Origin of the sequence: Bacillus cereus group sp. BfR-BA-01381, from assembly GCF_022663555.1 — a bacterium.
GTDB lineage: Bacteria > Bacillota > Bacilli > Bacillales > Bacillaceae_G > Bacillus_A > Bacillus_A pacificus.
Window position 1 is genome coordinate 1 of record NZ_JAKUFR010000023.1, and the last position, 21593, is coordinate 21593.

The following is a 21593-nucleotide window of genomic DNA, read 5'->3' on the forward strand; positions in this document are numbered from 1 at the left end:
CTAGGGAAGGGGACAATTTATGTCAATTTAATTAGGGATGGAAGTTGTTCAAGACACTGGGGAATGTCTTATAAATTAGGGAGGAACAACTTCGATACATATACTATAAAATGTGGATGTGACGCCCGTGTGAACATAGAGTGAAAGAGAGAGGGAGTTTTAAATAGAAGATAGAAAGACAAAAAAATAAGACCATCACATAGGATGGCCAAAGGAAGGGGACAATTTATGTCAATTTAATTAGGGATGGAAAGCTGTTCAAGACACTGGGGAATGTCTTATAAATTAGGGAGGAACAGCTCCGATACATATACTATAAAAGATAGATGTGACCCCTATGTGAACATAGAGTGAAAGGTATGAGAATTTAAGAAATGATACATATAAAATGATTGTTGTGAGAGTTATAGAGTAAGGATACTTATAATAGAAAGAGTCTTTTCATAAATGAAGTGACGTTCGAGTATAAATAACAGTTGAAAACTATGAAAAAAAGGATTATGCTCAACTATATTATAAGAATATAAGGTTTATTCTGCTATTTAAGGTTTTTTATCCCGCTTTAATGGGCAGTAAGACCCCCACCTCAAAATTCAGCGAAAGCAAAGAAATTAGGTGGGGGTCGGGCTGCTCATTAAAGCCCGATTGGTTCAACTAATAATCAGTGGGGGATGAAGAAAACCCCCACTGATTAAAGTTTCACTTTATAAGCCTTTAGTTATGAGGGGAAAAAAGGGAGCTAGTGAATATGGAAGTAACAAAAAGACAAAGGCTGTATAATCGTTTTATACGATTAAATCCACCACAAATATTAGCATTAGGTTTTTTCTGCTTAATTGTGGTGGGCGGTTTGTTATTAAAGTTACCATTCGCAACGAAAGTACATATTAGTTGGGTAGATGCTTTCTTTACGGCAACATCAGCAGCAACTGTAACGGGGTTGGGAGTAGTAGATACTGCAAGTACGTTTACGATGTTTGGCGAAATTGTAATTATGTTTTTAATTCAAACGGGCGGTTTAGGTCTTATGACAATTGCCATTTTAATTGTTTGGGTATTAGGTAAAAAAATCGGATTACGTCATCGCTTATTAATTGGAGAGGCATTTAATCAGACAAATATAGGTGGTCTCGTAAAATTAGTAAAACGTGTCTTTATATTTTCAATTTGTATTGAGTTTATTGGGGTCATCTTTTTATCATTTCGTTTTATTCCAGAGTTTGGCTTTGGAAAAGGTGTATACTATAGTATTTTTCACGTGATCGCATCTTATAATAATGCTGGATTTGCTCTATGGCCGGATAATTTAACAAGGTATGTAGGCGATCCGATTATTAATATTGGGATTTGCTCTTTAATCGTAATAGGTGGTCTCGGATTTACCGTACTAATTGATATATGGTATAGCCGGAGTTTTCGAAAACTATCGCTTCATTCCAAAATCATGATTATTGGAACGGTAGCGCTAAATGTGATAGCGATGATTGTGATTTTTGTATTGGAATATAATAATGTGAAGACGTTAGGGAATTTACCGTTAAATGAAAAGTTATGGGCTTCTTTTTTCCAAGGGATTACTCCTCGTACGGCTGGATTTAATACAGTTGACTACGGGGGAATGGAAGAATCATCTATATTATTTACGATGGTTTTAATGTTTATTGGTGCAGGAAGTGTATCAACAGGTGGAGGGATTAAATTAACAACGTTTGTTATTTTAGTTACATCTGTTCTTTCTTTCTTTAGAAAGAAAGAGGAAATCGTATTATTTCAGCGCACAATTAAAATGTCGACAGTAACGAGAGCATTAGCAATTGCCGTTGCTAGTCAAATCCTTATTTTTGCAGCAGTATTTATGTTAATGCTTACAGAAAACTTCAGTTTTATTCAGTTACTATTTGAAACAATTTCAGCGTTTGGAACGGTAGGATTAACGATGGGAATTACTGCAAAGTTATCAGCGTTTGGAAAATGTATTATTATGTTTGTTATGTTTTGTGGATTAATCGGACCGTTAACACTTGTATTTTCTTTAGCGCGACCAGCAAAACAAAAAATTAAATATCCGTCAGAAGATGTATTTACAGGATAAGGTATCCCGCATAAGCGAGATACCTTTTTCTTTTTAAAAGAGGGAGAACAATAAGCCGATAAGCGCTACTCGGAATAAAATTGCAATGAGTGCTGCAATTCCGCCGACAATCGCAGCGATACCACCAGTTACAGTAGCTCCGCGGTTATAAGCGTAAATACCTAGTAGTACAGAAACAAGACCGAATAATGTTGGGAAGGTGAAAAGTGATAAGATAGATAAGGCAAGAGCGATAAAGCCAGCCGTTGATCCAGCAGCGGACGATCTTACATCATCTTTATGGTCCTTCTCATCGTAATCATAATCAATGCGCTGTGGTGCAACCTCAGCTGCATATTCTTCTTTATAGTCACTATAATCACTATCTATTCTATCTCTTTTTTTATACTCATCAAATTTCTCAGTCAAAGTCATGACTCCTTTCATAACAAGGTTCAATAGTAGTATGTATCTCTTTTTCCTTTTTATCCGAGTATGTACAGGGAGTAATATCCATTTAAAAGGTGAAGATTGTTTTTTTGAAATAGGAAAAGTTAGTATGACTTCCTCTATTTTGGAAAGTATAAAAAAGAATAATGAGGAAAGGGTGCAATACATAATGGAACATCCAATTGAAAATTTAATGAAAACAGCAATGACAAATTTAAAAGAGATGGTAGATGTAAATACGATTGTTGGAAGTCCAGTTTCAACAGCTGACGGAAATGTAGTATTAACAGTATCTCAAGTGGCCTTTGGTTTTGGAGCTGGAGGAAGTGACTTTAAAGGTGAATTTATTTCCGAAAAACATAATAATGGACAAGGGCAGCATAAAGAGAATAAGCAAAGTCATCCATTTGGAGGCGGAAGTGGGGCTGGGGTTTCTATTAGCCCAGTTGCTTTTTTAGTAGTTGGTTCTAACGGTGTGCAAGTATTGCATCTCAATAGTAGTACACATTTAATTGAAAAAGCTTTAAATACCGTACCAAGCACTGTAGATAAATTTGTAAATGGTCGCTAAAAGTGAACTTGCATTTTTTAGGAATTATGATATATTAGAAAAAGTGCGCTTTAGGATGATCGGAATAATTGAACTGTAAATATATATGATGTGTGGAATAAGGGAGAGGAATTTATGATTAATATCAAAAACTTAGTAGTTGGCTTATGTATGTTAGTAAGCGGTTTTGTTGTATATGTAATAAAAGAAAAAGCTCCATTCTAAAACAGACAAACCGTTATTGTCTGTTTTAAATTTGTGAAAAATGTTGACAAGTTGTTATATTGATGTTAAAATTTTAATTCGTGTCTCGGTTGCAGCTAGTGTAAAGTAAATAAATCTTATAAATATAATACGAAAAGTTTGCGAAAGATCGGGTAGTTTTACCAACAACTTTTGTGAACAAACCCTATAAATTATAATTATAGGCTTTATAGGTATACTAGTGAATCAAGGAGCGGTCAGTGGAACCGTAATGATGAGAGAGAGGTAGGGCTTTCATCCAGTATATGTTACTTTCCCGTTAGGTGAATATAAAAAAGAGGACTCCTTTTCAGAAGGAGTCCTCTTTCTTTTTTGTATGGAATTTAAATGCGGCTCTCAACTTGCTGGCAAATTTCATCTGTTGTTAAACCGTGGGCGTTAATTACCGATCCTTTTATTGATGTATCTGCAATACCCATCATATTAGAATCTTGCCCAGTTACAACGCAACAGTCGCATCCTTGTGCGTCATGTTCCGAGTTAATTGTAACGACTTCATGCCCCTGTTGCTGAAGAGCTTGTTGGACATCTGTTAACGAATTTTCAACACCAATTTTAGCCATAATTCTCACCTCCTACCATCTAGTTGTTAGTATGCTCAAGTTCATCGTATATATTTATACAAAGACGGTAGGAAGCATATATTTATCTGTTATTTACGGGTAGTCTGATTAAAGTACGACTTTATTTAGTCGTTATATACACCAGTAAGCATTTGGCTTACGAATTGATCGTTTAAAGTATCTTGGGCGGAAGAAGTATTTGAATGGATGTCGATGGAAGCAATAAAATTGTTATGTTCTTTATTATTTGGTTCTACCTCTACATAATTATCGAATTTACAAAAACCTTTCGTATCCATTAGATCGAATAGTTGAAGCATTTCTACTACCTCTTGTCTCGTTCCTTTAATTTGTACACACGCCATATTGATTTCCTCCTTCATTTTGACAAATTGTTTTTTAAAAATAGGATTATGATTCCGAAATGAAAAATATGAATGTTATTTTTAGACAGCGTTATTTTTATTATTTTCCCCCTTTTTCAGCAAAAGTCATTGTATATTCCCGAATTTATAAAAACGGACGTCCGTTTATTGAATACAATAGATTCGTATCAATTGACGAAAATCCTTCTTTTAAACAAATATTTTTTTTAGTGAAAATTGACGAAAAAAATTTTTTGACTTTTTGTAAACGTTAACAATGTTGTTAAATCAATATAATTAAAGATGTACGTACGAATAAAAATTATAAATTTTCTAAAAATTCACTTGATTTATTTAGAAAGGAGAGTAAACTAGGAAACAATAAAAAATTCATAGAACATAGGAGGCGCTTTCCAGTGAACGAGCAATGGATTTTCTTAAATGGAGAATTTGTTCCAAAAGACGAGGCAAAAGTATCAGTATATGATCATGGTTATTTATATGGAGATGGAGTATTTGAAGGAATTAGAGTCTATAGCGGTAATGTTTTCCGTTTGAGAGAGCATCTTGTCCGGTTATATGAATCAGCAAAATCCATCATGTTAGAAATTCCATATTCTTTAGATGAAGTAACGAATATTGTTGTTGAGACGATTCGACAAAATAAATTATCTAATGGATACATTCGCCTAGTTGTATCGAGAGGAGCAGGAAATCTTGGGTTAGATCCTGATTCTTGTAAAAAACCGAATGTAGTAGTAATTGCAGAGCAACTATCTTTATTCCCGCAAGAATATTATGAAAAAGGGATTCCAGTTGTAACAGTTGCAACGCGCCGAAACCGTCCAGATGTATTGTCGCCTCAAGTAAAATCTTTAAATTACTTAAACAATATTTTAGTTCGCATCGAAGCGAAATTGGCTGGAGTACAAGAAGCGCTTATGTTAAATGATCAAGGATACGTAGCTGAAGGCTCAGGGGATAACGTATTTATTGTAAAAGGAAATAAATTAATTACACCACCAAGTTCAGCTGGAGCGTTAGAAGGCATTACACGAAACGCTATTTTAGAAATTGGTGAAAAACTTGGATATGACGTTAGAGAAGAGTTATTTACAAGACATGACGTATATGTAGCTGACGAAGTATTTTTAACAGGAACAGCAGCTGAAGTAATTGCTGTTACGACAGTAGATGGTAGAACGATTGGTTTAGGGCAAACGGGTCCACATACGAATCGTTTACTAGAAGAATTCCGAAAGTTAGTTATAGAAGATGGAGAGAAAATTTACGAAGAAAATAAAGTTGGATAACAACTTTTTATAACATAAGAAAGCGTTGATAGGGAGGAGTAGTTGATTGTGAAGCCTCACAGAGAGTCGGTGGTTGCTGGAAACCGATGGTTCACGTCGACGAACATCGCCCTTGAGTGCTAAGCTGAAGCATTTGTCTAGGCTTAGACGGTAGCTCCGTTACTAGCTAGACTCATTTTATGGGTCACTGAGGCAAGAGTATTCTTGCAAAGAAGGGTGGTACCGCGAAATCTTTCGTCCCTTCAGCACATAGCTGGAGTGTGGACGTAGGATTTTTTTTATTGATAAAAGTTTTTAAAAGGGGGCTTATAAGAACAATGTCTTCAAAAACGGAAGAGAAACTGGCAACTGGTGCACAGCTATTGTTAGAAGCGCTAGAAAAGGAAGGAGTAGAAGTGATTTTTGGTTATCCTGGTGGTGCTGTTTTACCTCTTTATGATGCACTCTATGACTGTGAAATTCCACATATTTTAACAAGGCATGAACAAGGTGCTATTCACGCTGCTGAAGGATATGCCAGAATTACTGGCAATCCAGGGGTTGTCATTGCAACGAGTGGACCGGGTGCTACAAATGTGATTACTGGTCTAGCAGATGCGATGATTGATTCGTTACCACTTGTTGTATTTACAGGGCAAGTAGCGACAACGTTAATTGGAAGTGATGCTTTTCAAGAAGCCGATATTATGGGGCTTACGATGCCGGTGACAAAACATAATTATCAAGTGCGAAAGGCTTCAGATTTACCTCGAATTATTAAAGAAGCATTTCATATTGCGAGAACAGGAAGACCAGGGCCAGTCGTTATTGACCTTCCGAAAGATATGGTAGTAGAGCAAGGCGAACGATGTAGTGATGCGCAAATGGATTTACCAGGATACAACCCGAATTATGAACCGAATCTCCTTCAAATAAACAAATTATTACAAGCAATTAGGGTTGCAAACAAGCCATTAATTTTAGCTGGAGCAGGTGTATTGCATGCGAAAGCTTCGAAAGAATTAACAAGTTTTGCTCGTAAATACGAAATTCCTGTTGTGCATACATTACTTGGTCTTGGTGGCTTTCCGCCAGATGATGAACTTTTTCTAGGCATGGGAGGGATGCATGGTTCTTACACAGCTAATATGGCGTTATATGAATGCGACTTACTCATTAATATAGGTGCGAGATTCGATGATCGTCTTACTGGAAATTTAGCTTATTTTGCGAAAGAAGCGACTGTCGCGCATATTGATATTGATCCAGCAGAAATCGGAAAAAATGTGCCGACTGAAATTCCTATTGTTGCCAGTGCTAAGCAAGCGCTCCAAGTATTACTTCAAACAGAAGGAAGGAAAGAAAATCATCATGAGTGGATCTCTTTATTAAAGAATAGAAAAGAAAAGTATCCATTCTCTTATAAACGAAATTCTGAAAGTATTAAGCCTCAATATGCAATTGATATGTTATATGAAATTACGAAAGGAGAAGCGATTGTAACAACAGATGTGGGGCAAAATCAAATGTGGGCAGCGCAATATTATCCGCTGAAAAATCCTGATAAATGGGTAACTTCAGGAGGATTAGGAACGATGGGATTCGGATTCCCTGCAGCAATTGGTGCACAAATTGCAAAGCCTGAAGAACTAGTTATTGCAATTGTTGGTGACGCTGGATTTCAAATGACTCTGCAAGAATTAAGTGTGTTAAAAGAACACTCTTTACCTGTTAAAGTATTTATTTTAAATAATGAAGCTTTAGGAATGGTAAGACAATGGCAAAATGAATTTTATAACCAAAGATATTCGCACTCTTTACTATCGTGTCAACCAGATTTCGTTGCTCTTGCGAATGCGTATGGCATAAAAGGAGTTCGCATAGATGATCCACTTCTTGCGAAGAAACAATTGCAGCATGCAATTGAATTACAAGAACCGGTCGTAATTGATTGCCGTGTACTTCAATCAGAAAAGGTAATGCCGATGGTTGCGCCAGGGAAAGGTGTTCACCAAATGGAGGGAGTGGAAAAAAGGTGAAGAGAATTGTTACAGCAACAGTTCGAAATCAAAGTGGTGTGTTAAACCGAATTACAGGTGTTATGACACGAAGACATTTTAATATTGAAAGTATTTCAGTAGGTCATACGGAATCATCGGACATATCGCGGATGACGATTGTTGTACACGTTGAAAATGAACAGCAAGTTGAGCAGCTAATTAAACAACTGCATAAGCAAATTGATGTTTTGAAAGTATCAGATATTACAGAAGAAGCGATGATTGCAAGAGAACTTGCACTTATTAAAGTAGCAACTTCGGTAGCGAGGGCGGAATTATATAGTTTAATTGAACCGTTTCGAGCCGCTGTAATAGATGTTGGAAAGGATTCCATAGTTGTGCAAGTAACAGGTACACAGGAGAAAGTAGAAGCATTAATTGAATTACTTCGTCCATACGGTTTGAAAGAAATTGCAAGAACAGGGGTAACAGCCTTTACGCGTAGTATGAAAAAACAAGATAAGCAAGTTATGTTAATTCAATAATCATTTAACTATAGGGGGAAATGAAAATGGCAAAAGTTTATTATGAAAAAGATGTAACGGTAAATGTATTAAAGGAAAAAAAAGTAGCAATCATTGGATACGGCTCGCAAGGTCATGCGCATGCGCAAAACTTACGTGATAACGGATTTGATGTAGTAGTAGGTTTAAGAAAAGGGAAGTCTTGGGATAAAGCGAAAGAAGATGGATTTTCAGTATATACAGTAGCGGAAGCAGCAAAGCAGGCTGATGTAGTAATGATTTTACTGCCAGATGAACTGCAACCAGAAGTATATGAAGCGGAAATTGCGCCAAATTTACAGGCAGGAAATTCTCTCGTTTTTGCACACGGATTTAATGTTCACTTTGATCAAGTGAAACCACCAGCGAATGTAGATGTATTTTTAGTAGCACCAAAAGGGCCGGGACATTTAGTTCGTCGTACGTTTGCTGAAGGAGGAGCTGTTCCGGCACTATTTGCAGTATACCAAGATGCAACAGGAGTTGCGACTGAAAAGGCACTTTCTTATGCCGATGGAATTGGAGCGACGAGAGCTGGTGTATTAGAAACGACATTTAAAGAAGAAACGGAAACAGATTTATTTGGAGAGCAAGCTGTACTTTGCGGCGGAGTAACTGCGCTGGTGAAAGCTGGATTTGAAACGTTAGTTGATGCCGGATATCAGCCGGAACTTGCATATTTTGAATGTTTACATGAACTGAAACTTATTGTTGACCTTATGTATGAAGGTGGACTTGAAAATATGAGATATTCAGTTTCAGATACAGCGCAGTGGGGCGACTTCGTATCAGGACCACGTGTTGTAACGGAAGATACGAAGAAAGCGATGGGTACAGTGCTAACAGAAATTCAAGATGGTACATTTGCAAGAGGTTGGATTGCAGAGCATAAAGCCGGAAGACCGAATTTCCATGCGACAAATGAGAAAGAAAATGAACATGAAATCGAAGTAGTTGGACGTAAATTACGTGAAATGATGCCTTTCGTACAGCCGCGAGTAAAGGTAGGGATGAAATAATATGAAGCAGATTTTGTTCATGGATACGACGCTACGTGATGGCGAACAATCACCAGGAGTGAATTTAAATGAACAAGAGAAATTGCAAATTGCGAAACAATTAGAGAGACTTGGTATTAACGTAATGGAAGCTGGCTTTGCAGCAGCTTCCGAAGGGGATTTTCAATCGGTAAAACGCATCGCGAATACAATTCAAAATGCTACAGTTATGAGTTTAGCTAGAGCGAAAGAAGGCGACATTCGAAGAGCATATGAAGCTGTGAAAGGTGCGGTATCTCCTCGTTTACACGTATTTTTAGCTACGAGTGATATTCATATGAAATATAAACTTTGTATGTCAAAAGAGGATGTGTTAGATAGTATTCATCGTTCTGTTACACTTGGAAAATCATTATTTCCAACAGTACAATTTTCAGCAGAAGATGCGACAAGAACATCAAGAGATTTTTTAGCTGAGGCAGTAGAAGTTGCGATTCGTGCAGGAGCGAATGTAATTAATATTCCAGATACAGTTGGATATACGAATCCAGAAGAATATTATTCTCTTTTTAAGTATTTACAAGAATCCGTTCCTTCATATGAAAAAGCAATTTTCTCTTGTCATTGTCACGATGATCTTGGGATGGCTGTAGCAAATTCGCTAGCTGCAGTTGAAGGGGGAGCATTGCAAGTAGAGGGAACAATTAATGGAATTGGAGAGAGAGCAGGGAATGCGGCATTAGAAGAAGTCGCAGTTGCTCTTCATATTAGAAAAGATTTCTATCAAGCAGAGCCTTCTATGACGCTAAAAGAAATTAAAGCGACAAGTACATTAGTAAGCAGATTAACAGGTATGGTTGTACCGAAAAATAAAGCGATCGTGGGAGCGAATGCATTTGCTCATGAATCCGGAATTCATCAAGACGGCGTTCTAAAAGAAGTGACAACGTATGAAATTATTGAACCAGAGTTAGTAGGCGAATCTCAAAACCTATTTGTACTTGGAAAACATTCTGGACGTCACGCGTTTACAGAAAAAATGAAAGAGCTTGGCTATGAATTTACAACGGAAGAACGAGATGCAGTGTTTGAAGCGTTTAAAAAATTAGCTGATCGTAAGAAGGAAATTACTGAGGAAGATTTACGAGCACTTATGCTTGGTGAAGCAGCATTTGCGGCTCAGCAATATAATATTACGCAATTGCAAGTACATTTCGTATCAAATAGTACACAATGCGCGACAGTTGTACTAAAAGATGAGGAGGGAAATGTATTCGAAGATGCAGCTACTGGCTCTGGTAGTATTGAAGCGATTTATAATGCAATCCAAAGAATTTTAGGATTAGAATGTGAATTGGCGGATTATCGCATACAATCTATTACACAAGGTCAAGATGCACTGGCTCATGTTCATGTTGAATTAAAAGAAGGAACACATCAAGTATCAGGTTTTGGTGTTGCGCAAGACGTATTGGAAGCGTCGGCGAGAGCATATGTCCACGCAGCGGGGAAATTAAAATCTTTTATCCAGCTTGTGAAATAAGTGTTTGATAGGTGAGAGGGGCTATTCTCACCTGTCAAATTAAAGTTCTGAAAATTCGGTTAAAAAGGAGTGTTGAAATTGGAAAAACGTATCGTTTGTTTAGCTGGTGATGGTGTTGGACCGGAAGTTATGGAAAGTGCGAAGGAAGTATTGCATATGGTAGAAAGGTTATATGGTCATCATTTTCATTTGCAAGATGAGTACTTCGGCGGGAGTGCTATCGATTTAAATGGGCAACCATTACCACAACGAACACTTGCCGCTTGTTTAGCAAGTGATGCGGTTTTACTAGGAGCAGTTGGTGGACCAAGGTGGGATAGCGCGAAAGAAAGACCAGAGAAAGGATTATTAGCTTTAAGAAAAGGGCTCGGTGTATTTGCGAACGTTCGCCCTGTAACGGTAGAAAGTGCAACGGCACATTTATCTCCATTAAAAAAGGCTGATGAAATTGATTTCGTTGTTGTTCGTGAATTAACAGGTGGGATTTATTTTTCTTATCCGAAAGAACGAACAGACGAAGTAGCAACGGATACACTGACGTATCATCGCCATGAAATTGAACGTATCGTTTCTTATGCCTTTCAATTAGCGAATAAACGGAAGAAAAAAGTAACATCTATTGATAAGGCGAATGTTTTAGAATCTAGTAAACTATGGAGAACTGTAACAGAAGAAGTAGCACTTCGTTATCCAGATGTTGAATTAGAACATATTTTAGTAGATGCAGCTGCTATGGAGTTAATTCGGAATCCAGGACGGTTTGATGTAATTGTAACAGAAAATTTATTTGGGGATATTTTAAGTGACGAAGCTTCCGTATTAGCTGGATCATTAGGAATGCTTCCATCAGCAAGTCACGCGGAAAAGGGCCCTTCGCTATACGAGCCTATTCACGGATCAGCATCGGATATTGCCGGGAAAAATAAGGCAAATCCAATTGCGATGATGCGCTCTGTTGCCATGATGCTTGGGCAATCGTTCGGATTAACGAGAGAAGGGTGTGCAATTGAAGAAGCGATTTCAGCAGTCCTTAAATTAGGAAAATGTACAGCAGATATCGGCGGGACTGAAACGACAACTTCATTTACAAAGGCAGTAATGCAAGAAATGGAAGAGCAAGCACTAGTAGGGAGAGGAAGATAATGGGGAAAAGGTTGCTAGATAAACTTTGGGAAAGACACGTAGTTGCGACAAATGAAAATGGATTGGATTTATTATATATCGATCTGCACCTTGTTCATGAAGTAACGTCACCGCAAGCCTTTGAAGGCTTGCGGCTTACAAATCGAACGGTACGCAGACCAGATTTAACATTCGCAACGATGGATCATAATATTCCAACGAAAGATGTTTGGAATATTACCGATCGCATTGCGAAGCAGCAACTAGATACACTACGGGAAAATTGTAAACAATTTCAGGTGCCGTTAGCAGATATCGGAGATGAAGAGCAAGGGATCGTTCATGTTATCGGACCAGAACTTGGGCTCACGCAGCCAGGCAAAACAATTGTTTGTGGTGATAGCCATACGGCAACGCACGGTGCGTTTGGCGCGCTAGCGTTTGGTATTGGTACGAGTGAAGTGGAACATGTATTGGCAACGCAAACGCTGTGGCAAAGAAAACCGAAAGCGATGGGCATTGAGTTAAAAGGAAAATTACAGAAAGGCGTTTACGCAAAAGATATTATTTTGCATCTCCTTTCAAAGTATGGTGTAGCAGTTGGAACGGGATACGTAATGGAATTTTACGGAGAGACGATTCAGGCTATGGAGATGGAAGAGAGAATGACGCTTTGTAATATGGCGATTGAAGGAGGAGCAAAAGCGGGTATTATCGCGCCAGATGAAAAAACAGTTGCTTATGTAAAAGGACGTAAATATGCACCGAAAGACTATGAAACTTTCGAGAAGAAATGGTCTGAACTTTATACAGATGTAGATGCAATGTATGATTTACATATTTCGATAGATGTTACAGATTTAGCGCCATACGTTACGTGGGGAACAAATCCGAGTATGGGAGTTCGTATTGATGAGAAATTGCCAGAAAAACATGATGTAAATGACGAAAGAGCATTTTCTTATATGGGATTAAGCCCTGGACAAAGTACGTATGATATTCCAGTTCAGCATGTCTTCATTGGATCTTGTACAAATTCCAGGCTCTCTGATTTAGAAATTGCTGCAGCTGTTGTGAAAGGGAGAAAGGTAAAAGAAGGTGTGCGAGCACTCGTTGTGCCTGGATCGAAAAGAGTAAGGGACGCGGCGATGCAAAAAGGACTACATCACATATTTGAAGAAGCGGGATTTGAATGGAGAGAACCTGGATGTTCCATGTGTCTTGGAATGAATCCAGATCAAGTACCTGAGGGAGAGCATTGCGCTTCCACTTCAAATCGTAATTTTGAAGGAAGACAAGGAAAAGGAGCAAGAACACATTTAGTTAGCCCAGCAATGGCGGCAGCAGCTGCGTTATATGGTCATTTTGTTGATATTAGAAAGGAGAGTTATGATGGAGCCATTTCGTATTCATAAAGGTACTGCCGCAGTACTTATGAATGATAACATTGATACAGATCAAATTATTCCGAAGCAATATTTAAAGAGAATTGAAAGGACGGGATTTGGAAAATATTTATTTGATGAGTGGCGGTATGATAATGAACGACACGAAAACCCTAATTTCCCACTTAATGCATCAGATAGAAAAGGAGCAAGTATATTAATTACAGGTGATAATTTTGGATGTGGTTCTTCAAGAGAACACGCACCTTGGGCACTTGCTGATTATGGTTTCCGCGTAATTATCGCGGGAGGGTTTGCAGATATTTTTTATATGAATTGTATGAAGAATGGTATGTTACCAATTGTAATGGATAAAGAAATGCGAGAAAAGCTTGCCAAAACGAATGCAAGAGAACAAATAGAAGTAGATTTAGAGAATGAAGTAATTACAACAAGTACGCACAGGTTTCATTTTAAAATCGAGAAAATGTGGAAAGAGAAATTATTAAATGGTTTAGATGAAATTAGTATTACAATGCAATATGAACAAGAAATAAAAGAGTATGAAAGAAGGGTAGCTGTACATTGAAAGATAACGGAATATTTAAAATGTATTTACATTCAGAATTAAGTATTATATACTATGTAAAAATTAGAGGAGAAAGGGAGTAAGTATTATGAAAACAATGCAATCTATTAAAATGCTTACACAACTACATCATCATACATAAAGCCCTTGAACCTAGCGTGAAAACGTGTAGGTGCAAGGGTTATTCCCGTTGTACCTACACGCTACTAAAGAGCCTTGTAGGTATATTTTATCTACAAGGCTCTTTTTATTTTCGGTTTAGGTGCATGAAATAAGCATACATTAGAAAGGGAAAGGTGTGAGAATTTCGATGACAAAATGGAAACGGGCAAATCCAAATGGAACGAGAGATTATTTATTCGAAGAATGTATGTTAATTGAAGAAGTGGAGCAAAAATTAAGGCGTACTTTTTTAGAGAGAGGTTATGAAGAAATAAGGACACCAACAATTGAATTTTATGATGTGTTCGCCTTTCAAAGCAGGCCGATAGATGAAGAAAAGATGTATAAATTTTTCGATGAAAAGGGAAGGATTATCGTATTGCGTCCAGATATGACAATTCCTTTAGCGAGAGTGATCGGAACGCAGAGTTGTGATACACCACTTAAAGTGACGTATAGCGGAAATGTATTTCGAGCGAATGAGTCCCTTACTGGAAAATATAATGAGATCGTGCAAAGTGGTATTGAAATTATTGGTATTGATAATGTAAGAGCTGAAATTGAATGTGTTATAAGTGTCATTCAATCACTTCAAAAGTTGAAAGTGCAATCTTTTACAATAGAGATTGGGCAAGTGCAGTTATATAAATGTATTGTCAAAAAGCTCTCCATTCATGAGGAAGAAGAGAAAGTTCTTAGAACATATATTGAAAGTAAAAATTATGCCGCTCTATCAAATTTTATTAGAGAAAAGAAATTAGAGCGATGTGATGAAACAGTAAGGTTACTGGAGAAATTACCAAGGTTATTTGGGAATTTAGAAGTGATTGAGGAAGCAGAAAAACTCGCATCAAGTAATGAAATGAAAATGGCCATCGCAAGAGTGAAAGAAATATATGAAGCAATTGACAAGCTAGGCTATGGATCGTACATATCAATTGATTTAGGTATGATTCAACATTTGGACTATTATACAGGTGTTATTTTCAAAGGGTATATATATGAAATTGGAGAAGAAATTGTTAGTGGCGGAAGATATGATGAGTTAATTGGAAATTTTGGAGAAATGTTGCCGGCTGTTGGACTCGCGGTGCAAGTTAATCAAATTGTGAAGGCGCTGCAGGAGCAGCAAGAACCATATGAACGAAAGAGAATAGATATTATGATTCATTACGAGTTAAATAGATTAGCAGAAGCGGAACGGTTACGAAATTTACTTCAAAAGGACGGGAAAAAAGTAGAGATATCTTTATTTTCTAATTTAAATGACACCTTTCAATTTGCAAGAAAGCATCAAATAGTAACGGTCGTTGAGGCAAAGAACGAATCGTTAGTGGAATATGTATGGAACGAGAAATGGGTAGTCCAGAAAGAAGGAGAAACTTCATGCGTAACATTCAAATTGCGTTAACGAAAGGAAGATTAGAAAAACATGTGATTCCACTCTTTGAGCAGATTGGAATCGATTGTTCAGAGCTTAAAAATAAAGGACGAAAGCTTGTCTTTCAAAGTAAAAATACAGATATCTCATTTATTTTAGTGAAAGCAGTAGATGTTGCTACTTATGTAGAACATGGAGTAGCGGATATCGGGGTCGTTGGAAAAGACATTTTAATGGAAAACGAAAAAGATATTTATGAAATGTTGGATTTAGGAGTAGGTGTGTGTAAGTTTTGTGTTGCTTCTATTCCTACTTATAATCCGAAGAGCTACCGGAAGAAACGTATTGCGACGAAATATCCACATATTACTTCTAACTATTTTCATGATAAAGGAGAGGATGTAGAAATCATAAAAATAGAAGGTTCTGTAGAAATTGCTCCTATTCTTGGGTTGGTAGATGCGATTGTTGATATTGTTGAAACAGGAAAAACATTACAAGAAAATGGACTCATTGTATTTGAGGAAATGTATTCTATATCTGCTCGAATGATTGTAAATAAGGCTGCATTAAAAACTAAAAAAGACGAAATATTCAGTATTATAAATATGATGGAGCAAGAAATTTTGTCAGGAAAATAGGGGGACTTGTAATGGAGATCGTTTTTGAAGATTTTCAAAAGGCGTTATCGAAAATAAAATTACTACGAGAAAATGCCAATATAATAGAAGAAACTGTTCAAAGAAGTGTAAGTGAAATCGTTCAAAATGTAAGGGAGAGTAGGGATGATGCCTTATCTTTTTATACAAAAAAGTTTGATGGTGTAAAGATGAAAGAGTTTCGTGTAAGTGAAGAAGAAATAAAACAAGCGAGTTTGTTTGTAGAGAATTCATTTTTAGAAGCGTTACAAGAGGCGAAGAAAAACATTATTTCTTACCATGAAAAGCAAAAAAGACAATCCATGTTCGATTGCGCGAGTAAAGGCATCATTAGAGGACAAATCATTCGGCCGTTAGAGAATGTAGGAGTATATGTGCCAGGCGGAACTGCTTCGTATCCTTCGTCAGTATTAATGAATGTATTGCCAGCAAAACTCGCTGGTGTGAAAAAGATTGTAATGGTAACACCGCCAAGAGAAGGAGGAATTGATCCACATATTTTAGTTGCTGCAAGCCTTGCGGGAGTAGATGAAATTTATACGATAGGTGGTGCGCAAGCAATTGCTGCTTTAGCATACGGGACGGAATCGATTCCGAAAGTGGATAAAATAGTTGGACCAGGAAATTTGTACGTCGCTCTAGCGAAACGAGAAGTATATGGAATAGTGAATATCGATATGATTGCTGGACCGTCAGAAATTGTAGTTATTGCAGATGAAACCGGCAATGCAAAATATATTGCTGCTGATTTATTATCGCAAGCAGAACATGACGAGAGAGCGACAGCAATTTGTATTACAACAAATATAGATTTAGCAAAAAAAGTAGAAAAAGAGATAGAAAGGCAGTTAGAAACATTACCAAGAAGCGAAATTGCACGTGAATCAATAAAGAGAAATGGGGCCATTTTTATCGTTCCTTCTTTAGATGAGGCGCTAAAGTTATCGAATGAAATTGCCCCGGAACATTTAGAGTTACATATAAAAGAACCAATGAATGCTCTAGCTTATGTGAAACATGCAGGATCTATCTTTCTTGGAGCATATGCACCAGAACCGCTCGGGGATTATTTAGCAGGGCCGAATCACGTGTTACCGACAAGTGGAACGGCAAGGTTTTTCTCACCGTTATCAGTCGATGATTTTGTGAAAAAATCAAGCTTTCTGTCTTATACGGAGGAAGCATTAAGAGATGTCCAACATCATATTGTAGAGCTTGCCAATAAAGAAGGGTTACATGCGCATGCGAGAGCAATTCAAATAAGATTTGAGGAGGAAGAATAATGCGTGAGTCTAGTCAAATACGTGAGACGACAGAGACAAAAATAAAATTAAGTTTACAGCTTGATGATGGGAAGAACGTTTCTGTACAAACGGGAGTTGGTTTTTTTGATCATATGTTAACTTTATTTGCAAGGCATGGAAGATTCGGTTTGCAAGTGGAGGCAGAAGGGGATGTATTCGTTGATGCGCATCATACAGTTGAGGATGTTGGGATTGTACTCGGAAATTGTTTGAAAGAAGCACTGCACAGTAAAGAGGGGATTAACAGGTACGGCTCAGCATATGTACCGATGGATGAGTCTTTAGGCTTTGTTGCAATTGATATAAGTGGACGCTCATATATTGTATTTCAAGGAGAATTAACGAATCCGAAGCTTGGGGATTTTGATACAGAACTAACGGAAGAATTTTTTAGAGCAGTTGCTCATGCTGCCAATATTACATTACATGCTCGCATTTTATACGGAAGTAATACACATCACAAAATTGAAGCCTTATTTAAAGCGTTTGGTAGAGCGCTTAGAGAAGCAGTTGAAAGAAATGTCAACATTACTGGTGTAAATTCAACGAAAGGGATGTTGTAATTGATTGCCATTATAGATTATGGAATGGGAAATATTCGTAGTGTAGAACAAGCATTAAAGCATATTGGAGCAGCGTACATTGTAACGAGTGATAAAGAAGAGATTTTTAGAAGTGATGGAGTGATTTTACCAGGAGTAGGTGCATTTCCAAAAGCGATGGATGTATTGGAAGAAAAAGATTTAGTGCGTGTGTTACAAGAAATTGGGCGTTCCAGAAAACCACTTCTAGGTATTTGCCTAGGAATGCAGCTTTTATTTGAAAAAAGTGAGGAACTAGAAGACTGTAACGGGCTAAGTTTATTGCCAGGCGTTATTCGAAAGCTAAAGGTTCCTTATAAAATTCCTCATATGGGATGGAATGAGTTAAAGAAAGAAGGAGAAATAGCGCTTTGGAATGGAGTAGAGGACGGTTCTTTCGTATATTATGTCCACTCTTATTACGCAGATTGTCCAAATGAAATTGTGTATGGAATAAGTGATTATGGAGTAAAAGTACCTGGTTTTGTAGCAAAAGGAAATATATATGGCGCACAGTTTCATCCTGAAAAAAGTGGTGACATAGGGATGGAAATGTTGAAAAATTTTAAAGGAGTGGTAGAATCATGGAAATCTTCCCAGCTATCGATTTAAAAAAGGGACGATGCGTTAGACTGTATCAAGGGGAATTTAGTAAAGAAACAGTAATGAATGAAGATCCGGTTGCGCAAGCAATTATATTTGAAAAATTTGGAGCGAAACGGTTGCACATTGTTGATCTAGATGGTGCAGTTGCTGGTGAGTCGTTAAACTTGTCCGTCATTGAAAGAATTTGCAAGGCAGTACGTATTCCAGTGCAAGTTGGAGGAGGAATTCGATCACTTGTAGCCGTAGAGAAGTTATTTTCAGTAGGGGTAGATAAAGTGATTTTAGGAACAGCTGCTCTTTATGATAAGCCATTTTTAGAAGAAGCAGTTTTTCTATATAAAGAAAAAATCATCGTCGGAATTGATGCGAAAAATGGTTTCGTAGCAACGAGAGGCTGGCTTGATGTATCTGAAATTTCTTATATTGATTTAGCAAAACAAATGGAGAATGTAGGTGTTCAAACGATTGTGTTTACAGATATTTCGAAAGACGGGACGCTTGCAGGACCGAATATAGAGCAATTGGAATTACTACAAAAAAGCGTTTCTACTCGACTTATTGCTTCAGGAGGAGTTGCATCTATTCAAGATGTGAAAAAGTTAAATGATATGAACATATACGGCGTCATAATTGGTAAGGCTCTTTACGAGAAAACGATTGATTTAGAAGAAGTGCTAGAGGTAACAAAGTTATGTTAGCAAAACGCATTATTCCATGTCTAGATGTGAAAGAAGGGCGAGTCGTAAAGGGGGTAAATTTTATAGGGTTACAAGATGTCGGGGATCCTGTTGAAATAGCAGCTTTATATAATGATGCGGGAGCAGATGAAATAGTATTTTTAGATATTACGGCAACGCATGAAGGACGAAAAACGATTATAGATGTTGTAGAAAAAACGGCTTCAAAAGTATTTATTCCTCTTACAGTTGGCGGAGGGATTTCAAGTGTGAAAGATATGTACAATTTACTAAGAGCTGGAGCAGATAAAGTTTCAATTAACTCAGCAGCAGTACGAAATCCAAAATTAATCGAAGAAGGGGCAGAGCATTTTGGTTCACAATGTATTGTCGTCGCAATTGATGCTAGAAAAGTAGCAGAAGATAAGTGGAATATATATGTGAACGGCGGAAGAGTTGATACGGGAATGGATGCAATCAGGTGGGCAAAGCGCGTTACAGAGCTAGGCGCAGGCGAAATTTTATTAACGAGTATGGATGCAGACGGAACGAAAAACGGATATGACCTTCGTTTAACAGAAGAAATTTCAAAAAGTGTTTCCGTACCTGTCATCGCGTCAGGTGGATGTGGTCATGCTAATCACATTATAGAAGTGTTTCAAAAGACAACAGTTGATGCAGCATTAGCGGCATCAATCTTTCATTACGGTGAGGCGACAATAGGGGACGTAAAGAGAAAGTTAAGAAATGCAAATGTTGAGGTGCGGCTATGAAACCTAACTTTTCAAAAGGACTATTACCAGCAGTTGTAATTGAAGAAGGTACAAAAGAAGTTTTAATGCTAGCTTATATGAATGAAGAGGCATATGAAAAAACAATAGAAACGAAAAGAACATGGTTTTATTCTCGTTCAAGAAGGTCGTTATGGAATAAAGGAGAAACATCAGGTAATGTCCAACATGTGCAATCTCTTTATTTAGATTGTGATCAAGATTCAATTGTTGTTGTCGTAAAGCAAGTAGGACCTGCATGTCATACGGGAGAAAAAACATGTTTTCATTACAAAATTATATAGGGGGATACATATGAAAAACGCCTTTACATTACTATTTGAAACAATTAAAGAACGAAAGAGAAATCCACTTCCTGAATCATATACAAATTACTTGTTTTCAAAAGGAGAAGATAAAATTTTAAAGAAAATTGGTGAGGAATGTTTTGAAGTAATTATTGCATCCAAAAATAATGATAACGAAGAGCTAGTGAAAGAAATGGTTGATGTATTGTATCACTGCTTCGTATTATTAGCCGAAAAAAATATATCATTAGAAGATATTATGGAGGAAGTGACAGAAAGAAATGGGAAGCTTTCGAGAGTAGGGGACAGAAGAGAAATAGATACATTATAGGGGGAATATGTATGAAGGTGGATTATCACATTCATTTAGAAGAAGGGCCATATTCAATAGGATGGCTAGCTAAAATAAATGAATCATTACAACATTATGAACCGCTAAAAGAAGAAAAACATTCTATGGAATGGCTTGTAAAAACACAAGAACGCCTGCAAAGACGTGTGAATGAAGGACCATTTACAACGAAATGGATTGATTTATATTTAGAAGAAGCTTTGCGAAAAGGGATAAAAGAAGTTGGTATTGTCGATCATTTATATCGTTTTTATGAAGCGAAAGAATACTATGAAAAATATGTTGATATTAGTGATTCGGGGCTTGGACGTTTACAAAAGGAATGGTTAGAACAAGTAAGGGTAGCTTCACTACATGATTTTACAAAGGCAATTGAAGAGGCGAAAGAACGGTGGAGTAAAAGAGGTGTTACGCTTAAACTTGGAATTGAAGCGGATTATTTTATTGGTGGTGAACAACAATTACAATCTTTACTCGCATTAGGAGATTTTGATTATGTAATTGGTTCTGTTCATTTTTTAAATGGCTGGGGATTTGATAATCCAGATACGAAAGAATATTTTAAGGAACATGACTTATATGCTTTATATGATACGTTTTTCAAAACGGTTGAGTGCGCAGTTCGTTCTGAGTTATTTGATATTATTGCTCATCTTGACAACATAAAAGTATTTAATTATCGGTTAGATGAGAATGAACAACTTTCCTATTATAAGAAAATTGCGCGTGCATTAGTAGAAACAAATACAGCAACGGAAATAAATGCGGGATTGTACTATCGCTATCCTGTGCGCGAAATGTGTCCGAGTCCGCTATATTTACAAGTATTAGCTAAACACGAAGTTCCGATTACACTCTCTTCAGATGCTCATTATCCGAATGATTTAGGAAAATATGTGGAAGAGAATATAAAGACGTTACGTAATCATGATATTGCTCACTTAGCTACATTTACGAAACGAGTCCGAACGATGAGATTACTAGAAGAAGAAGTAACAATTTCAAAATGATCACGATTTTTTCATGAAAACCCATCTT

General features: G+C 37.1%; 25 protein-coding genes and 1 other annotated feature. Of the genes, 22 read left to right on the forward strand and 3 right to left on the reverse strand.

The genetic code is table 11. The features are described 5' to 3' along the window. Window positions 1-748 precede the first annotated feature (748 nt). Complete coding sequence (locus MR079_RS10270; RefSeq protein ID WP_139869729.1) at window positions 749-2092, forward strand: TrkH family potassium uptake protein; 1344 nt, start codon at window positions 749-751, stop codon at window positions 2090-2092. Window positions 2093-2125: 33 nt separating this feature from the next. On the opposite strand, the gene MR079_RS10275 is transcribed toward MR079_RS10270, so the two are convergent. Further along, window positions 2126-2518 (reverse strand): imidazole glycerol phosphate synthase, encoded by a 393-nt coding sequence (locus MR079_RS10275; RefSeq protein WP_002020776.1) that lies wholly within the window; start codon window positions 2516-2518, stop codon window positions 2126-2128. Between the two features lie 112 nt (window positions 2519-2630). On the opposite strand from MR079_RS10275, the gene ytfJ reads away from it, so the two are divergent. Beyond that, window positions 2631-3092 (forward strand): GerW family sporulation protein, encoded by a 462-nt coding sequence (gene ytfJ, locus MR079_RS10280; RefSeq protein ID WP_001997038.1) that lies wholly within the window; start codon window positions 2631-2633, stop codon window positions 3090-3092. 114 nt (window positions 3093-3206) lie between these two features. Beyond that, entirely contained in the window at window positions 3207-3296 is a 90-nt protein-coding gene (locus tag MR079_RS10285) for a hypothetical protein (protein WP_000608225.1), read from the forward strand. Window positions 3297-3658: 362 nt separating this feature from the next. Here MR079_RS10285 and MR079_RS10290 read toward each other — a convergent pair whose 3' ends face one another. Both MR079_RS10290 and MR079_RS10295 read right to left on the reverse strand, forming a co-directional pair. Further along, on the reverse strand, window positions 3659-3898 hold the full coding sequence (locus MR079_RS10290) for a YkuS family protein (protein WP_001062581.1): 240 nt from the start codon (window positions 3896-3898) through the stop codon (window positions 3659-3661). A gap of 125 nt (window positions 3899-4023) precedes the next feature. Then, complete coding sequence (locus tag MR079_RS10295) at window positions 4024-4263, reverse strand: DUF3911 family protein (RefSeq protein ID WP_000752504.1); 240 nt, start codon at window positions 4261-4263, stop codon at window positions 4024-4026. 59 nt (window positions 4264-4322) lie between these two features. On the opposite strand from MR079_RS10295, the gene MR079_RS29345 reads away from it, so the two are divergent. The 19 genes from MR079_RS29345 to MR079_RS10385 all read left to right on the forward strand — a co-directional run bounded on the left by MR079_RS29345 (window position 4323) and on the right by MR079_RS10385 (window position 21565). Beyond that, window positions 4323-4538 carry a hypothetical protein gene (locus tag MR079_RS29345; RefSeq protein ID WP_140168456.1) on the forward strand — a complete coding sequence of 72 codons (216 nt, stop codon included), beginning with the start codon at window positions 4323-4325 and terminating at the stop codon, window positions 4536-4538. 141 nt (window positions 4539-4679) lie between these two features. Next, on the forward strand, window positions 4680-5576 hold the full coding sequence (gene ilvE, locus MR079_RS10300) for a branched-chain-amino-acid transaminase (protein ID WP_001005497.1): 897 nt from the start codon (window positions 4680-4682) through the stop codon (window positions 5574-5576). A gap of 16 nt (window positions 5577-5592) precedes the next feature. Then, window positions 5593-5821 (forward strand) — a binding site (T-box leader). Between the two features lie 72 nt (window positions 5822-5893). Next, a complete protein-coding gene (gene ilvB, locus MR079_RS10305; RefSeq protein ID WP_242293971.1) occupies window positions 5894-7594 on the forward strand; it encodes an acetolactate synthase large subunit in 1701 nt (566 codons plus the stop codon). Next, window positions 7591-8100: an acetolactate synthase small subunit gene (gene ilvN, locus MR079_RS10310; RefSeq protein WP_000822948.1), complete on the forward strand. Its 510-nt coding sequence runs from the start codon at window positions 7591-7593 to the stop codon at window positions 8098-8100. The genes ilvB and ilvN overlap by 4 nt, the downstream gene beginning before the upstream one ends. 26 nt (window positions 8101-8126) lie before the next feature. After that, window positions 8127-9137 (forward strand): ketol-acid reductoisomerase, encoded by a 1011-nt coding sequence (gene ilvC / locus MR079_RS10315; RefSeq protein ID WP_139869725.1) that lies wholly within the window; start codon window positions 8127-8129, stop codon window positions 9135-9137. A 1-nt stretch (window position 9138) separates the two neighbouring features. Then, window positions 9139-10659 carry a 2-isopropylmalate synthase gene (gene leuA, locus MR079_RS10320; protein ID WP_242293972.1) on the forward strand — a complete coding sequence of 507 codons (1521 nt, stop codon included), beginning with the start codon at window positions 9139-9141 and terminating at the stop codon, window positions 10657-10659. Between the two features lie 78 nt (window positions 10660-10737). After that, window positions 10738-11802, forward strand: coding sequence for a 3-isopropylmalate dehydrogenase (gene leuB / locus MR079_RS10325; RefSeq protein WP_242293973.1), 1065 nt, complete (start codon window positions 10738-10740; stop codon window positions 11800-11802). Continuing rightward, window positions 11802-13196: a 3-isopropylmalate dehydratase large subunit gene (leuC, locus tag MR079_RS10330; RefSeq protein ID WP_242293974.1), complete on the forward strand. Its 1395-nt coding sequence runs from the start codon at window positions 11802-11804 to the stop codon at window positions 13194-13196. Before leuB ends, leuC begins: the two co-directional genes overlap by 1 nt. Further along, the gene (gene leuD, locus MR079_RS10335) at window positions 13174-13755 is read left to right on the forward strand and encodes a 3-isopropylmalate dehydratase small subunit (protein ID WP_016716978.1); all 582 of its coding nucleotides are present in this window, start codon (window positions 13174-13176) and stop codon (window positions 13753-13755) included. The genes leuC and leuD overlap by 23 nt, the downstream gene beginning before the upstream one ends. A gap of 310 nt (window positions 13756-14065) precedes the next feature. Further along, window positions 14066-15328, forward strand: coding sequence for an ATP phosphoribosyltransferase regulatory subunit (hisZ, locus tag MR079_RS10340; RefSeq protein ID WP_242293975.1), 1263 nt, complete (start codon window positions 14066-14068; stop codon window positions 15326-15328). Continuing rightward, complete coding sequence (gene hisG / locus MR079_RS10345; protein WP_001244478.1) at window positions 15304-15939, forward strand: ATP phosphoribosyltransferase; 636 nt, start codon at window positions 15304-15306, stop codon at window positions 15937-15939. Before hisZ ends, hisG begins: the two co-directional genes overlap by 25 nt. Before the next feature lie 11 nt (window positions 15940-15950). Further along, complete coding sequence (gene hisD / locus MR079_RS10350) at window positions 15951-17240, forward strand: histidinol dehydrogenase (protein ID WP_242293976.1); 1290 nt, start codon at window positions 15951-15953, stop codon at window positions 17238-17240. Then, on the forward strand, window positions 17240-17824 hold the full coding sequence (gene hisB, locus MR079_RS10355; protein ID WP_139869718.1) for an imidazoleglycerol-phosphate dehydratase HisB: 585 nt from the start codon (window positions 17240-17242) through the stop codon (window positions 17822-17824). The genes hisD and hisB overlap by 1 nt, the downstream gene beginning before the upstream one ends. Continuing rightward, on the forward strand, window positions 17825-18454 hold the full coding sequence (gene hisH / locus MR079_RS10360) for an imidazole glycerol phosphate synthase subunit HisH (RefSeq protein WP_139869717.1): 630 nt from the start codon (window positions 17825-17827) through the stop codon (window positions 18452-18454). Next, entirely contained in the window at window positions 18427-19146 is a 720-nt protein-coding gene (gene hisA / locus MR079_RS10365; protein ID WP_139869716.1) for a 1-(5-phosphoribosyl)-5-[(5-phosphoribosylamino)methylideneamino]imidazole-4-carboxamide isomerase, read from the forward strand. Before hisH ends, hisA begins: the two co-directional genes overlap by 28 nt. Then, a complete protein-coding gene (gene hisF, locus MR079_RS10370; protein WP_139869715.1) occupies window positions 19140-19898 on the forward strand; it encodes an imidazoleglycerol phosphate synthase cyclase subunit in 759 nt (252 codons plus the stop codon). The genes hisA and hisF overlap by 7 nt, the downstream gene beginning before the upstream one ends. Further along, the gene (hisI, locus tag MR079_RS10375; RefSeq protein WP_098921949.1) at window positions 19895-20200 is read left to right on the forward strand and encodes a phosphoribosyl-AMP cyclohydrolase; all 306 of its coding nucleotides are present in this window, start codon (window positions 19895-19897) and stop codon (window positions 20198-20200) included. Before hisF ends, hisI begins: the two co-directional genes overlap by 4 nt. 10 nt (window positions 20201-20210) lie before the next feature. Continuing rightward, window positions 20211-20534: a phosphoribosyl-ATP diphosphatase gene (gene hisE / locus MR079_RS10380; protein ID WP_139869714.1), complete on the forward strand. Its 324-nt coding sequence runs from the start codon at window positions 20211-20213 to the stop codon at window positions 20532-20534. Between the two features lie 11 nt (window positions 20535-20545). Then, the gene (locus MR079_RS10385) at window positions 20546-21565 is read left to right on the forward strand and encodes a histidinol phosphate phosphatase domain-containing protein (RefSeq protein ID WP_139869713.1); all 1020 of its coding nucleotides are present in this window, start codon (window positions 20546-20548) and stop codon (window positions 21563-21565) included. Window positions 21566-21593 lie beyond the last annotated feature (28 nt).

What these genes read in the sequence shown, in the direction of transcription:
- hisB (WP_139869718.1), top strand. Translation starts at nt 17,240, where the DNA reads ATGCGTGAGTCTAGTCAAATACGTGAGACGACAGAGACAAAAATAAAA.
- leuD (WP_016716978.1), top strand. Translation starts at nt 13,174, where the DNA reads ATGGAGCCATTTCGTATTCATAAAGGTACTGCCGCAGTACTTATGAAT.
- MR079_RS10285 (WP_000608225.1), top strand. Translation starts at nt 3,207, where the DNA reads ATGATTAATATCAAAAACTTAGTAGTTGGCTTATGTATGTTAGTAAGC.
- ilvB (WP_242293971.1), top strand. Translation starts at nt 5,894, where the DNA reads ATGTCTTCAAAAACGGAAGAGAAACTGGCAACTGGTGCACAGCTATTG.
- MR079_RS10290 (WP_001062581.1), bottom strand. Translation starts at nt 3,898, where the DNA reads ATGGCTAAAATTGGTGTTGAAAATTCGTTAACAGATGTCCAACAAGCT.
- hisF (WP_139869715.1), top strand. Translation starts at nt 19,140, where the DNA reads ATGTTAGCAAAACGCATTATTCCATGTCTAGATGTGAAAGAAGGGCGA.
- hisZ (WP_242293975.1), top strand. Translation starts at nt 14,066, where the DNA reads ATGACAAAATGGAAACGGGCAAATCCAAATGGAACGAGAGATTATTTA.
- ytfJ (WP_001997038.1), top strand. Translation starts at nt 2,631, where the DNA reads ATGACTTCCTCTATTTTGGAAAGTATAAAAAAGAATAATGAGGAAAGG.
- hisE (WP_139869714.1), top strand. Translation starts at nt 20,211, where the DNA reads ATGAAAAACGCCTTTACATTACTATTTGAAACAATTAAAGAACGAAAG.
- hisD (WP_242293976.1), top strand. Translation starts at nt 15,951, where the DNA reads ATGGAGATCGTTTTTGAAGATTTTCAAAAGGCGTTATCGAAAATAAAA.
- hisI (WP_098921949.1), top strand. Translation starts at nt 19,895, where the DNA reads ATGAAACCTAACTTTTCAAAAGGACTATTACCAGCAGTTGTAATTGAA.
- MR079_RS10275 (WP_002020776.1), bottom strand. Translation starts at nt 2,518, where the DNA reads ATGAAAGGAGTCATGACTTTGACTGAGAAATTTGATGAGTATAAAAAA.
- hisA (WP_139869716.1), top strand. Translation starts at nt 18,427, where the DNA reads ATGGAAATCTTCCCAGCTATCGATTTAAAAAAGGGACGATGCGTTAGA.
- MR079_RS10295 (WP_000752504.1), bottom strand. Translation starts at nt 4,263, where the DNA reads ATGGCGTGTGTACAAATTAAAGGAACGAGACAAGAGGTAGTAGAAATG.
- leuC (WP_242293974.1), top strand. Translation starts at nt 11,802, where the DNA reads ATGGGGAAAAGGTTGCTAGATAAACTTTGGGAAAGACACGTAGTTGCG.
- MR079_RS10270 (WP_139869729.1), top strand. Translation starts at nt 749, where the DNA reads ATGGAAGTAACAAAAAGACAAAGGCTGTATAATCGTTTTATACGATTA.
- MR079_RS29345 (WP_140168456.1), top strand. Translation starts at nt 4,323, where the DNA reads ATGAAAAATATGAATGTTATTTTTAGACAGCGTTATTTTTATTATTTT.
- leuA (WP_242293972.1), top strand. Translation starts at nt 9,139, where the DNA reads ATGAAGCAGATTTTGTTCATGGATACGACGCTACGTGATGGCGAACAA.
- ilvC (WP_139869725.1), top strand. Translation starts at nt 8,127, where the DNA reads ATGGCAAAAGTTTATTATGAAAAAGATGTAACGGTAAATGTATTAAAG.
- MR079_RS10385 (WP_139869713.1), top strand. Translation starts at nt 20,546, where the DNA reads ATGAAGGTGGATTATCACATTCATTTAGAAGAAGGGCCATATTCAATA.
- hisG (WP_001244478.1), top strand. Translation starts at nt 15,304, where the DNA reads ATGCGTAACATTCAAATTGCGTTAACGAAAGGAAGATTAGAAAAACAT.